Annotated in this window: 10 protein-coding genes; 4 read left to right on the top strand and 6 right to left on the bottom strand. The window is 58.1% G+C overall.

Features of this window, described 5'->3' with window-relative positions:
- The first annotated feature begins 29 nt into the window (after positions 1–29).
- Positions 30–800 carry a DUF4191 domain-containing protein gene (locus tag KCQ76_RS07850; RefSeq protein WP_046203031.1) on the top strand — a complete coding sequence of 257 codons (771 nt, stop codon included), beginning with the start codon at positions 30–32 and terminating at the stop codon, positions 798–800.
- Positions 801–803: 3 nt separating this feature from the next.
- Here KCQ76_RS07850 and KCQ76_RS07845 read toward each other — a convergent pair whose 3' ends face one another.
- Complete coding sequence (locus KCQ76_RS07845) at positions 804–1,349, bottom strand: RDD family protein (RefSeq protein WP_046203032.1); 546 nt, start codon at positions 1,347–1,349, stop codon at positions 804–806.
- Positions 1,350–1,604: 255 nt separating this feature from the next.
- Here KCQ76_RS07845 and glnA (KCQ76_RS07840) point away from each other — a divergent pair, with 255 nt between their 5' ends.
- Positions 1,605–3,041 carry a type I glutamate--ammonia ligase gene (gene glnA, locus KCQ76_RS07840; RefSeq protein ID WP_046203033.1) on the top strand — a complete coding sequence of 479 codons (1,437 nt, stop codon included), beginning with the start codon at positions 1,605–1,607 and terminating at the stop codon, positions 3,039–3,041.
- Positions 3,042–3,163: 122 nt separating this feature from the next.
- On the opposite strand, the gene thrC is transcribed toward glnA (KCQ76_RS07840), so the two are convergent.
- Together thrC and KCQ76_RS07830 are read right to left on the bottom strand one after the other, a co-directional pair.
- A complete protein-coding gene (gene thrC / locus KCQ76_RS07835) occupies positions 3,164–4,612 on the bottom strand; it encodes a threonine synthase (protein WP_046203034.1) in 1,449 nt (482 codons plus the stop codon).
- An 87-nt stretch (positions 4,613–4,699) separates the two neighbouring features.
- On the bottom strand, positions 4,700–6,457 hold the full coding sequence (locus KCQ76_RS07830) for a pyruvate dehydrogenase (protein ID WP_012731341.1): 1,758 nt from the start codon (positions 6,455–6,457) through the stop codon (positions 4,700–4,702).
- 360 nt (positions 6,458–6,817) lie between these two features.
- Between KCQ76_RS07830 and KCQ76_RS07825 the strand changes: the two genes are divergently transcribed.
- The gene (locus tag KCQ76_RS07825; protein WP_052722329.1) at positions 6,818–7,333 is read left to right on the top strand and encodes a MarR family winged helix-turn-helix transcriptional regulator; all 516 of its coding nucleotides are present in this window, start codon (positions 6,818–6,820) and stop codon (positions 7,331–7,333) included.
- On the opposite strand, the gene KCQ76_RS07820 is transcribed toward KCQ76_RS07825, so the two are convergent.
- The 3 genes from KCQ76_RS07820 to glnA (KCQ76_RS07810) form a co-directional block, all read right to left on the bottom strand.
- Positions 7,330–7,941, bottom strand: coding sequence for a GtrA family protein (locus KCQ76_RS07820; RefSeq protein ID WP_046203035.1), 612 nt, complete (start codon positions 7,939–7,941; stop codon positions 7,330–7,332). The two genes, KCQ76_RS07825 and KCQ76_RS07820, sit on opposite strands and share 4 nt — an antisense overlap.
- 144 nt (positions 7,942–8,085) lie before the next feature.
- Positions 8,086–11,466, bottom strand: coding sequence for a bifunctional [glutamine synthetase] adenylyltransferase/[glutamine synthetase]-adenylyl-L-tyrosine phosphorylase (locus KCQ76_RS07815; protein WP_082716634.1), 3,381 nt, complete (start codon positions 11,464–11,466; stop codon positions 8,086–8,088).
- A 36-nt stretch (positions 11,467–11,502) separates the two neighbouring features.
- Positions 11,503–12,840, bottom strand: coding sequence for a type I glutamate--ammonia ligase (glnA, locus tag KCQ76_RS07810; RefSeq protein WP_046205233.1), 1,338 nt, complete (start codon positions 12,838–12,840; stop codon positions 11,503–11,505).
- Positions 12,841–13,020: 180 nt separating this feature from the next.
- On the opposite strand from glnA (KCQ76_RS07810), the gene panB reads away from it, so the two are divergent.
- Positions 13,021–13,878, top strand: a complete 858-nt coding sequence (gene panB, locus KCQ76_RS07805; protein WP_046203037.1) for a 3-methyl-2-oxobutanoate hydroxymethyltransferase — start codon at positions 13,021–13,023, stop codon at positions 13,876–13,878.
- Positions 13,879–13,905: the final 27 nt, after the last annotated feature.

The raw sequence follows: 13,905 nt of genomic DNA, 5'->3' as shown, positions 1-13,905 counted from the left end.
ACCGGACATCCATCGCCTATCCTGAACGTATGGCGAAGAACGACCGCGCAAAGGAAGAAAAGAAGGCCCAGCGCTCCGCTAAACGGGCACAGCGTAAACAAACACGCAGCCAGATGTGGCAGGCTTTCAACATCCAGCGCAAGCAGGACAATAAGCTCATCCCCTACATGCTGCTGGCTCTCCTGCTGCCTGCTGTCCTACTTTTCCTGCTCGGTTTCGTGTGGGGCAACAAGTGGCTGTGGTTAATCATCGGCCTTATTCTCGGCGCCACTCTTGCGATGCTTGTTTTCAGCCGGCGATTGCAACGGTCGGTTTACGATCGCGCATCTGGACAAGCCGGTGCTGCCGGATGGGCGCTGGACAACATGCGTGACGGCGTCGGCATGAAATGGGTCACCAAACAGGGTGTCCAAGTCAACAACCACATGGATCTTGTTCACCGTGTTGTCGGCACACCCGGTGTTGTCCTCGTTGGTGAAGGAGAAAAACAGCGGATCAAGCCCATGATGGATAAGGAGCGCCGTCGCCTTGCCCGCATCGTCGGCGATACCCCCATCTACGAGGTGGTGTCAGGCGAGGGTGAGGACGAAGTCCCCATCAAGAAGCTGCAGCGCCACTTGATGAGGCTGCCTCGCAACATTAAGAAGCAAGAAGTGGACTCATTGGCCAGCCGAATCGAGTCCCTGGACAATGTCCGCGGCAACATGGGAATGCCGAAGGGCCCCATCCCGAACCAAGCCAAGGTGCAAAAGGGAATGAACCGCCGGGCACGTCGGGCTGCACAGCGAAACAAGCACTAAGTGCTACGCCCTAATCACCACAGTCCCGGTTGCACGGTCATGCATGCCCCGCAGGTCTGAGTCGCAGATCGCTGCCGGGAGAATAAAGATCGTCAAGAGGGTGCGGACAACTGCGCGCCACAAGCCGACCCGGGCATCACGCTGATCTACTCGCGCAACCCCCATCCCGAGCATCAGCTGGCCCGGGGTGCGCGCGAAAAGCCATACAGAGATGATCCCGACAACGACGTAAACGATGATGTTCGTCGTGGCGGCAAAATTGCCCCACACCAGTTCGGTTTGTTTTCCGTCGCTCGGCCTGGGCCCCACGATGTAAAACAGGATTCCTGTGATGGCCATGGACACGAGCCAATCCAGGACCACTCCCCCGCACCGTCGCATAATCGACGCTTGCGACCCCGAGCCTGACTTTGTCAGCCCCAGTTTTTCACCGGGCCATCGAGACTGAACAAGCCCATCGTTTTCGCCGGGAATTTGTGGCCCTTCAAGCCAACTCGTGCGCTCTGATCGCTGATTGTTCTTCCGCTCGCGTGCCCGATCCTTTGCCATAGGACGCACTTTACCTGTCGCACATTCTCCACGGCACCTGGCTTGTCGTAAGTTCGCCGTTACCGGCACCCTCACTATCGCCCCCACCGTGCCAGCACCCCCACTTTTGTGGAGGAGAACACGTCTGTCCAGGACGTAACATTAACGAAACATATCTTTATCCCCAGAGCAACACCTTTACTTTAAAGTGGAAAGTAATGCTCGGTCACTTACAGATATTCCCGACCGACCGAGAGAAATCTGCGAGGAGTCACAGTGGCTTTCACTAATGCTGAAGATGTCACCACATACATCAAAGATAACGACGTCGAGTTCGTCGACATTCGCTTCACGGATGTCCCCGGCGTCGAGCAGCACTTCACCATTCCAGCCGATGCTTTCGATGAAGACGTCATCAACGAAGGACTCGCTTTCGATGGTTCATCCGTCCGAGGATTCACCACTATCGACGAATCCGACATGGCCCTCATGCCAGACCTGGCAACGGCCCAGCTAGATCCGTTCCGCAAAGCGAAGACGCTGAACATGAAGTTCTTCGTCCACGATCCGCTGACTGGCGAAGCCTTCTCCCGTGACCCACGTAACGTTGCCCGCAAGGCAGAAGAGTACCTCGCCTCCACCGGCATCGCTGACACCTGCTTCTTCGGCGCTGAAGCTGAATTCTATATCTTCGATTCCGTCCGGTACAGCACCGACATCAACAACGCTTTCTACGAAGTTGATTCCGTCGAGGGCTGGTGGAACCGAGGCGCGGAAGAAGAGCGTGACGGGTCCGAGAACCTCGGCTACAAGACCCGCATCAAGGGTGGCTACTTCCCCGTCGCTCCGTACGATCACTTCCAGGATCTCCGCGACGACATGTCCCGCAACCTGATCAACGCTGGTTTTGAGCTTGAGCGCGCTCACCACGAGGTCGGTACCGGTGGACAGCAGGAAATCAACTACAAGTTCAACACCCTGCTCCACGCTGCCGATGACCTGCAGACATTCAAGTACATCATCAAGAACACCGCATGGCAGGAAGGCAAGTCCGCCACCTTCATGGCGAAGCCCCTCGCCGGTGACAACGGTTCGGGCATGCACGCTCACCAGTCACTCTGGAAGGACGGCTCGCCGCTGTTCTACGACGAGGCTGGCTACGGCGGACTGTCCGACACCGCCCGCTACTACATCGGCGGCATCCTGAAGCACGCTGGTTCAGTGTTGGCATTCACCAACCCCACGCTGAACTCCTACCACCGCCTGGTTCCTGGCTTCGAGGCCCCCATCAACTTAGTGTACTCGCAGCGTAACCGCTCGGCAGCGATCCGTATTCCGATCTCCGGATCCAACCCGAAGGCAAAGCGCGTCGAATTCCGTGCACCGGACCCGACGGGTAACCCCTACTTCGGTTTCGCCGCGATGATGATGGCCGGCTTGGACGGCATCAAGAACCGCATCGAGCCGCACGCTCCGGTTGACAAAGACCTCTACGAGCTTCCGCCCGAGGAGGCCGCTGACATTCCTCAGGCTCCGACCAGCCTCGAGGCAGCTCTGGCTTCCCTGGAGAAGGACCACGACTTCCTCACCGAGGGCGACGTCTTCACCGAAGACCTGCTGGATACGTACCTCAAGTACAAGTTCGATAACGAGATCTCGCCGGTACGCTTGCGTCCGACCCCGCAAGAGTTCGAAATGTACTACGACTGCTAAACGGCCAGGGCACAGCCAGCTAGCAGCAGCTAGCACGCGAAAAACCCGTTGTCCTCGCATATCAACGAGGGCAACGGGTTTTCTATGTCTTCCAGGGGATCATCTAATCCCCAGCCGTGAGGCTAATTCGTCACATCAGACTTGGCTATGGACTCGCGAATGAAGCCCTTCACCGCGTTAGCGTCATTCGGCAGATCAGCCACATGCCGGCCACCCTGCATGATGTCAGCAAAGCGCTCTGGCGTTTCCGGCTCCTCGCCTAAAGCCTCCCGCATCGTGTCAGCAAACTTCACCGGTAACGCTGTCTCCAGGCAGACAATCGGCGTGTGGACCGCCTCTCTCTGCTGCCACGCCACGGTCACGCCATCAGCGGTGTGCGGGTCAATATCGACGCCATACTCATCATGCACGCGTTTGATCGTCGCTAAGCGGTCAGCATGGGTCGACTTCCCGGAGCGGAAACCAAATTTATCCGCCACCGATGGGAAAGCCGAGTCATCTGAGAGATCAAAACCGCCCTCACGAACTCTCTTGCCGAACAGGTCCGCGGTGCGGGCAACGTCGCGCCCCAGAACGTCGAAAATAAATCGCTCGAAGTTGGACGCCCGAGAAATATCCATCGAGGGGCTCGACGTCGCTAAAGTCTCACGCGCTGACCGCACCCGGTAGCTACCCGTGCGGAAGAATTCATCTAAGACATCGTTCTCATTTGTCGCGACAATGAGTTGGTCGATGGGCAGACCCATGCTCCGCGCGATATGGCCGGCGCAAATGTCCCCGAAATTGCCCGTGGGCACGCAGAAGCTGACTTTGCTCTCATTCGACTCGGTGGCGCGAATCCAACACGCCACATAGTAGACAACCTGCGCCATGAGCCTGGCCCAGTTGATCGAATTGACGGCTCCGATATGGAATTCGGCCTTGAAATCAGCATCTGATGAAATTTCTTTCACCACATCCTGACAATCATCGAATACACCATCTAAAGCAATATTAAAGATGTTGGGATCATCCAAGCTAAACATTTGCGCTTGCTGGAATGGTGTCATCCGCCCGCGCGGAGTCAACATAAACACGCGAATTCCACGGCGGCCGCGCATCGCATGTTCCGCCGACGAACCTGTATCCCCCGAGGTCGCGCCCACAATATTCAAAGTGCTGGAGCGTCGCGATAATTCATATTCAAACAGTTCACCCAGCAACTGCATGGCCATATCTTTAAACGCGGCAGTTGGGCCTTCAGACAAATGGCCGATGAACAGGCCATCCTCCAGCTTACTGACCGGCACAATATTCGGGTTCGCAAACCGAGGAACACGATAAGCCCGTTGAGTCATCTGCTCGATATCATCGCGCGGAATATCGTCGACAAAATAGGAAATGATTTCCGCAGCTAAGGATGGATATCCTTGGTCATGAAGAAGGGACCGGAATCGGGATAAATCGGATGAATTCCACTGCGGGTAGGACTCGGGGACATAAAGGCCCCCATCGGGTGCAAGACCGCGGAGCAGAATATCGGAAAACGCCACAGGCGACTGGTGTGGATCACGGGTGGAGATGTATTTCACCCGATCCAGCCTAGCCGACTGTGGCGTTAAACCATGCCCCGATGCAGATTCATCGGGAAATTAAACGAAATGTAGGCAATTTCGTGACTAGCCAATTCCCTTAAATCCGGACGGACGAGGAATATTACGCAGGTTGGAGTTCGCGATGTTAATCATCTTGCCGACGCCACCGTCGAGCACAGTGCGAACAGCAGCCTTGGTGAAGCCGCTGACCTGCTCCAGGGAGATGTCCGGCGGGATCGACAGCGCGTTCGGATCGGTCTGGACATCAATCAACACTGGGCCTGGGTGAGCCAGCGCCTCTTGGAGTGTCGAGCGGACGTCCTTCGGGTCCTCCACACGGTAGGACTTGATTCCCACCGCGCGAGCAATGTCAGCGTAATTGAACTTCGCGTGGTCGGTTCCGAAATCGGGGATACCCTGGACCATCATCTCGAGCTTGACCATGCCCAGCGTGGAGTTGTTGAAGACCACCATCTTGATGGGCAGCTGGTGGAGCTTCACCGTCAGCAGCTCACCCATCAGCATGGAGAGCCCACCATCACCGGACATCGAAATGACCTGGCGCTTACGATCCGCAGCCTGTGCGCCGATCGCCTGTGGCAAGGCGTTCGCCATCGTTCCGTGGCGGTACGACGCCAGCAGCCGACGGTTCGGGCCGGCCATGATGTAGCGTGCGTGCCACACGTTGCACATACCGGTGTCGGCAGTGAAGATGGCGTCGTCGTCGGCCAAGTCGTCCAGGTTGTACGCCAGGAATTCGGGGTGAATCGGCGTGTGCTTGGACACGTTCTTGGTGTACGCAGAAATGACGTGCTTCAGGTTCCGCTGCTGCTTCTTCAGCATGGAATCGAGGAAGCTGCGGTCGGTCTTTTCCTTCAACAGCGGGAGCAGCTCCGCCATGGTGGACTTCACGTCGCCGACAACCGGGTACTCGACATGGGTGCGTCGACCAATGTGAGCACCGTTAATGTCAATCTGCGCGGTGGGCGTCGTCGGCAAGAAGTCGGTGTAGGGGAAGTCGGTACCGACCAAGATCAGAAGGTCAGCATTGTCGAATGCTGCAGTACATGCACCGTAACCAAGGAGGCCGGACATGCCGACGTCATACGGGTTGTCGTAGTGCAGAACTTCCTTGCCGGCATACGAGTGCCCGACAGGCGACTTAATCTTCTCCGCGACGGCGAACAGCTCATCGCGAGCACCGGCACAACCGATACCGCCGAACATCGTCACCTTGTCAGCCTTGTTAATGGCATCGGCAAGGTCGCGGAGCTGCTTCCGGCTGGGGTGCACTTCCCCGTTCTGAACCGAGAAATTACCTTCCAGCGACGGGGTCTCCACAGCCTCCTGCATGGAGATGTCACCGGGGAAGGACACCACGGACACACCGTGGCCAGCCAACGTCGACTGGATAGCAGCGTGAATACAGCGCCCCGCCTGAGCAGCTGAGTTCACCAATTCGCAGTACCCAGAGCATTCTTCGAAAAGCTTCTCAGGGTGCGTCTCCTGGAAGAAACCGGAACCGATTTCCTTCGACGGGATCTGGCTAGCAAGGGCCAGGACCTTCCCACCGTTGCGGTGAGCGTCGTACAGCCCCTGAATCATATGTGTGTTACCCGGACCACACGATCCAGCACACACGGAGAGCTCACCGGTAACAACAGAGTGAGCACCGGCCGCGAAAGCAGCAGACTCCTCGTTATAGCAGTGAACCCACTCAATTGAACTTTGCCGGATAGCGTCAACAATCGGGTTAAGACTGTCGCCCACCAAGCCGAACACTCTGCTAACGCCCTGCTTTTCTAGGGCATCTACTAGCTGTTCTGCGACATTACGTGCCATTAATTACCTTCCTAAGGTTCTTAACACTTTCTGAGGTACCACAAGTTTGAGGTCTCCAAGGATCTCCACAGGTCTCCATGGAGGATGCATCAAAAGATCAGCCCGGGTAAACCGTTCGCGATACTGTGTCTACTCCCCTTGCCACATAGAGAGCAACGCGCTTCACCGCGCGCACACACCGCTATTTATGATACATCAACTAACAAAGGTGCATTTTACCTATCTACCTGCGCGAATAACATTCAATTGAGACCTACCTAACATGGCTATATTCAATGTGACTTTCACCGAGAGGCATCGCGCGGACCCTAGCCCAGACTTACACAGCGAACGCCACCTACTACACCGTATGATGACAACATGTCCGATTCTTCCGCGATCTGGCTGAGCCCGCAGCAACAACACGTCTGGCGATCGTTCTTACGATTTCATGATGAACTCAACACGGTGATCGCCCGACAACTCCATAACGAGGGCGATCTGTCCCTCGCAGATTTTGAGGTCCTCGTCAATTTAAGCGAAGCCCCCGACGGGGAACTCCGCGTCACACTTCTGGCCGACCGTATGCTGTGGGAGCGCAGCCGACTGTCACATCAGGTCAGCAGGATGCAGAAACGTGGTCTCGTTATTCGTAACGACGATCCCCACGACGGTCGCGCTTCTGTCGTCTCTGTCACCGATAAGGGCCGAAAAGCTATTGAACACGTCGCTCCCGGTCACGTCGACACGGTGCGCAGGAACCTTTTCGCGCAATTAGAGGATGGCGACGTCGACTATCTCTCGGGTGTTTTCGATCGGCTCCTGAACGCTATCCACACCAACAATCCCGAGATACCCACGTGTGCATGCCCGCCAGCGGAGACTACGCGGACTTAGCCTTTGCGGGATAGCTCCCGGTCACGGAGTTGTTTTTCGGTCAACAATTCATACTTGTCGGGCACGCGGGAGACGCGGACAGCTTTGAATGTCCACAGTTTGTTGACCACAAAGTTCACGGGCATGGCCACAAAAATACCGATCAGGTTGGCCCAATACAGTTGGTTTCGGAGCCCGGTGGAGCTGTCGAAAATTCGGGGAGAAAGTTCCAGCGGGGACGTCGGGTTCATCAGTAGGGTCATCACGATTTGCGAGACCACCCAGCTCAGCAGGCCGACAGCGAAGAAGGCCAGGAATTCACGGAGCCAGCGGCCGTGGCCATGAGACTTGAACGTCCACCAGCGGTTGATTTGGAAGTTCCAGGTGTTTGCCACGACGAACGCGATGGTTGCGAAAATGTGGTACCAGCGCAGGTGGAAGCGGGTTCCTAGAAGGTTGAGCACGGTGTCATGTGGTGTGACATCAAACCCCCAGCCGAAGAGCTTGTTCGCGATCACCAAAGCCACCATGTTCACGATGACTCCCGAGCCGCCGACCAGCCCAAACTTGATGAACTGGATAAGTGTGTTCCCGTACCGGGAAATCACGATCGATGATCGCTCGCCCACATTAACTCCGTACTATTTTGTCACTCATGTCCTGCATGCACCGGCCAGGCCCGGCCAGACATGGATACTCTAACGAATCCGCGACACCTGTCGACAACTCCACGCCGTGACATTTATCGCTCTTACGATTCCTCTGACGGGGACTCAGCGATGCATAAACTCATCCTCCCCCCAGAAGACCCGATCGATTACTTTCCTCGCTTGGCGGGTAACTTTCAAGTAGTTGTCCAAAAACTCCTGGTAGTGCTCGGGTTCCCACCCTGCAGCACCCGCTGTGTGCGCCAGCGCAGCACCCGGCTCGGGTAGCTGATCGGTCCGCTTTCCGCGCACCAAGACAAGGGCGTTGCGCGCTTTCGTCGCTGTTTGCCATGCGGTCCGCAGAGTTTCACAGTCCTCAGGCTCGAGGAGCCCGACGTTTTCGATAGCTCGGAGGGTCGCCATCGTGGACGTGTTGTGCAGCTCCGGGTACTCGTGCGCGTGTTGGAGGGTCAGCAACTGCACTGTCCATTCAATGTCGGTCAATGCACCGCGGCCCAGTTTCGTGTGGGTGTTGCGGTTGGCCCCACGGGGAAGGCGCTCTTCATCGACGCGGGCTTTCATGCGGCGGACTTCCCTTACCGTCGCATCGCTCACACCGCCCTCCGGATAGCGGAACTTGTCGATCATATGGAGGAAACGACGACCTAAGTCTTCATCGCCGGCGATCCACGTCGCACGCAGCAGCGCCTGCACTTCCCAGGTTTCGCCCCACCGTTCGTAGTACGCGCGGTACGAGTTCAGGGTCCGCACGGTCGGGCCGTTACGTCCCTCGGGGCGAAGGTCAAGATCAACATCCAACCTCGGATCCTGCGAGGGCTTCGCTAGCCGACGTCGCACAGCGTCGCCGATGCCGATGGCCCATTTCACGGCGTCTGCCTCGCTCACGTCATCGTGGGCGGGTTCGCAGACAAATAGCACGTCGGCATCGGATCCGTAGCCCAACTCGCCCCCACCGAGGCGCCCCATGCCTATCACGGTCATGGTCGCCGGGATTGGTTCGTCGGGGTGTGTGGCCGTCCACCCGTGGATCTCCGCGTAGAGGGCCGCTTCCAGCACCGCGTCCCACACGAGGGACAAGCTGTGGCACACATCGGCCAGGGACATCATTCCTAACAGATCGGCACACGCGATGCGGGCTAGTTCTTTTCGACGTAGCGACCGGGCGGCGGCAATCGCCTTGTCGGGGTCTTTGTGCCTGCTCGCAGTGGTGACGAGGGATCGCGTCACCGTGGACGCGCTGACCTCCGTGAGCTTCGGACCGTTGGCGCCGTCGCCAAGAAGTTTGACGACGTTCGGCGCGGCCAGAATTAGGTCCGTGGCGTATGGGGACGTCCCCAAGATGTGCATGAGGCGACGGCCGACGATCCCCTCGTCCCGGAGCATCCTGAGGAACCACGGGTCGTGGTACAGCACGTCGGAGAGTTTGCGATACGCCAAGAGCCCCGCATCGGGGTCGGAGGTGTCGCCCAACCACTCCATGAGGGTGGGAAGCAGCATCGCTTGGATGCGATCCTTCCGGGTTGTCCCCGACGCGAGCGCTTTGAGGTGCTCATACGCGCGGTCCGGGAACTGGTACCCCAGCACCGCCAGCTGGCGACGGGCGGCGTCGGGAGACAGTCGCGCGGTTTCGTCGTCGATAAGAGCGACGGCATTGAGCAGTGGCCGGAAGAAGAGTTTGTTGTGCAGACTGTGAATTTGGCGCGATGCTCGCCAAATGAGCTTCTTGAGCGATTCGCTGCTCGTCATGGAGGAGGTCGAGCCGATGCCGCACGACCGCGCGAGCCACCGGAGCGCGTCCTCGTCATCGGGCTCGGGCAGCATGTGTGTGCGTTTGATCCGCTGCAGCTGAAGCCGGTGCTCCAGTAAACGCACGAACTCATAGCAGGCGATGAGCTGCGAACCATCTTCCCGTCCGACGTACCCTCCGCGGATGAGGGCCTGAAGAGCGCTGATTGTCGATCGGACGCGTAGATCGGGGTCGATCCGGCCGTGAACCATCTGCAGCATTTGAACTGCGAATTCAACATCCCTCAGACCGCCGACGCCGAGTTTGAGTTCCCGCTCTTGTTGTTCCTTGGGGATATTGTCGATGACTCGGCGCCGCATATGTTGAGTGTCGTCAACAAATGAGTCGCGTTGGGAGGCTTGCCACACGTGCGGCTGAATTGCTTGGACATAGGCTTTGCCGAAATCCATGACGCCAGTCATGGGGCGGGCCTTGAGTTGCGCCTGAAATTCCCAGGTATCGGCCCATCGTTCGTAATAACTCAGGTGGCTATCGAGCGTGCGGACGAGTGCTCCGCTTTTCCCTTCGGGACGAAGGGCTGCATCCACTTCGAAGAAACATCGGGAGCCGACTTTGATGAATTCGCTGGCTACGCGGGTTGTTTTCGCATCGGCGGTTTCGCCTACGAAGATGACGTCGACGTCGGAGATGTAGTTGAGTTCGCGCGCACCACACTTCCCCATCGCGATGACCGCTAGCCGGGCATCCACGGGGTTGTTGTCCGGGTACACCGTGGCGACGGCTACCGCGAGTGCCGCTGTGAGTGCTGCGTCGGCGAGATCGGATAACGCGGCTGAGACCTCGACGAATCCCATGGGGTGAGCCATGGCGCGCTTTTCGTTGGGCGACGCCGAGGCTGTGCCTTCGTTGCCGTCCTCTCCCCCGTGTGCCGCTGAACTGCCGCCTCGCGCTGAGCCACGTCGGTCATCATCGTCTGACTGGGAATGGTGGAAAACCCCGGACGGGATGGTGCTTGCCAAATCGGAGGCGGCGATGCGCATCAACAGCGTCCGGTACGTCATCTTGAGCTGGGTATATGCCGCGGTACCGGTTATTCTTGCGCGGTACATCCCGGCCTGGGAAATCCGTGGATCGACTGATCCTTCTCGGGCAGAACCTTCACTTTGCTGCGACGATGTCGTGGACGATGGCGTGCTGGTTGAGGCCCCCGCTTCGTTCTTCCCTTCGTCACTGCCTTCAGCCAAATCCGACGTCTCGGACGCCTCCGACTCCTCGGCTCCTGGTGTCGCAATCGGTTCCGCCTCGACCGACGACAGCATCGCTGCCATCATTTCTTCCCTGTGCGGGATGGGGTCAGCGAATGATGTCCACAGGTGGGGGTTCGCAACCAGGTGATCCCCGAGCGCAGTAGAGCCCCCGACCAGCGCCAGCACACGCGACCGCACAACCTCGTTGTTCCGCATCGCGTCAAGAAACGCACTGGCCTCGTCGGAACTCGGCTTGAGATTTTCGTTCAGCCGGTAAAGGGTGTTGAGAGCCAATTCCGGGTCGCCGACATTGGCCAGGAGGTACAGGAGGCCAAGCGACTCCTGGTTATCCCACCCCAGTTTTTCCAGGTCGGACGCTGCGTGAGGGCTGGTCAAACCCAAGGTGGACGGTGATGGCACGGCAGATCGTGTTCCGCGTGCCGTCCGGAGTCGTGGTTCGGGGGGCCGGTGGGGAGCAGGGAAGAAAGTCATGGGATCACGTGCTTTCGTGTCTGATCAGACCTGGCTTTAGTAGTCCAGCGTGGTGTCCAACTCCCATGGCGTGACCTGGCTTTGGTAATCATGCCATTCCTGCCATTTGTTGCGGAGGAAGTACTCGAAAACGTGCTCACCGAGGGTGTCCGCAACAAGTTCTGAGCGCTCCATTTCACGGAGTGCTTCGTCTAACGACGTCGGAAGGTCGCGGTAGCCGAGCGCGCGACGTTCCCTGCGTGTCAGGGACGATATATCGTCCTCAGCCTGTGGCGGGAGGTCGTACCCTTCGCGCACGCCTTTCAATCCCGCCGCGAGGAGCACCGAGAATGCCAGATAGGGGTTACATGCGCAGTCGGGGCTTCTCACTTCGACGCGACGTGATGAGGCCTTTGTCGAGGTGTATCGGGGTACACGAACCAACGCCGATCGGTTAGACAAGCCCCACGTTGCCGACGTCGGCGCCTCATCCCCAAAGACCACGCGCTTATACGAGTTGACCCACTGGTTCGTCACGGCCGAAATCTCGTTGGCGTGCTCCAAGATTCCGGCAACAAAGGACCGCGCGGTGGCCGACAAATTGAATTCGTCATCGGGATCGTGGAATGCGTTGGTGTCGCCTTCAAAGAGGGACATGTGGGTGTGCATGGCGGAGCCCGCTCTATTAGCGAATGGCTTGGGCATGAACGTCGCCCGAACCCCGCTTTGCAAAGCAACCTGCTTAATGAGGAAGCGGAAGGTCATAATGTTGTCCGCCATGGAGAGCACATCGTCATAGCGGAGGTCGATTTCTTGCTGGCCCGGCGCGGTTTCATGGTGCGAAAACTCGACGGATATGCCCATCGACTCGAGGGCTGTGATAGCATCCCGTCGGAAGCCCGGGGCTTCATCGTGAACGGCCTGGTCAAAGTATCCGCCATTATCGGTCGGGGTCGGTTCTTTGCCTTCCGTCATGAGGCTTCTGACGAGGAAGAACTCAATTTCGGGGTGGACGTAGGAGGTGAATCCGTCGTCGGCTGCTCTGTTTAATTGCCGACGTAGGACTTGGCGGGGGTCGGCGTAGGAGGGTTGACCGTCCGGCAGGGCGATATCGCAGAACATTCGTGCGGACGTGAGTTGGCCGTCGTACGGGAAGGGCAGCATTTGGAATGTGGATGGGTCCGGCCGGGCGATGGTGTCGGACTCCGAGACGCGGGAGAAGCCCTCGATGGCTGACCCGTCGAATCCGATGCCTTCGGCGAATGCGCCTTCGAGCTCGGCGGGAGCGATGGCCACGGATTTTAAGTATCCCTGAACATCGGTGAACCAGAGGCGCACAAAGCGGATGTCGCGTTCGTCAAAGGTTCGGAGGACAAATTCTTGTTGCCGATTCATACCTACAGGGTAGTCGGTGGGTGGGACATGGGCGCGTGTTAGCCACAGAGCGCGTGTATGTGAATAGAGTTTGATGCGTGGGAAAGCCCCCACCCCCCTGGCACATACGGTGGTCACACCAGTAGAAATACCCAGAGAAAAACCCGAAAACCCTGTTTATTTGAGAGAGGAATCTAGCCTATGTCTGCTCACCCCGACGCTCCGCAACAGTCAGAAAAGCCGAGGCGGAAAACTCGGATTCATCACCTCGATCAGTTCAAGCGTGAGGGTAAACGCTGGGCAATGCTGACTGCCTATGATTTCACGACGGCTCGCATTTTTGACGACGCCGACATCCCCGTGCTTCTGGTCGGTGATTCCGCGGCCAACGTCGTTTATGGGTATTCATCGACGACGACGATCACGATGGAGGAGCTCATCCCTCTGGCTGCAGCTGTGGTGAGGGGCGCTCCCCACGCACTCGTCCTCGCGGATCTGCCGTTCGGCGCCTACGAGCAATCGGATGAGCACGCCGTCGCTAATGCTGTGCGGATGGTTCATGGTTCTGGTGCCGACATGGTGAAAATCGAAGGTGGCGAGCGAATCGCGCCACGTATTCGGGCGATTACTCAGGCCGGGATTGCCGTGATGGCGCATATTGGGTTTACGCCTCAGTCGGTGTCTTCGCTGGGTGGTTTCCGGGTGCAAGGGCGTGGCAGTGGTGCTGAGCAGCTGAGCCGCGACGCGAAGGCTGTGTGTGAGGCCGGCGCGTCTGCCGTCGTTCTTGAAATGGTGCCGGAGGACATTGCCCGGGAGATCACGAAGGAGCTTCCCATCCCCACTATCGGCATTGGTGCTGGCGCTGGCACTGACGGCCAAGTACTCGTGTGGCAGGATATGGCGGCGATGCCAGCGGGTCGACGCACTCCGTCGTTCGTCGAGGAATTCGGGCAGATCGGCCAGGAATTACGCGACGCTGCTCAGCGGTATCGGGAACGAGTAGCCGAAGGCACTTTCCCCGACGCTGACCATGCTTTCTCGGACAACCCGAAGGCTTAAACGGCGGCGCGCACCTACACTTAGCGT

Origin of the sequence: Corynebacterium parakroppenstedtii (assembly GCF_019754935.1) — a bacterium.
Taxonomy (GTDB): domain Bacteria; phylum Actinomycetota; class Actinomycetes; order Mycobacteriales; family Mycobacteriaceae; genus Corynebacterium; species Corynebacterium parakroppenstedtii.
This window is presented reverse-complemented; position numbering and strand designations above follow the sequence as displayed.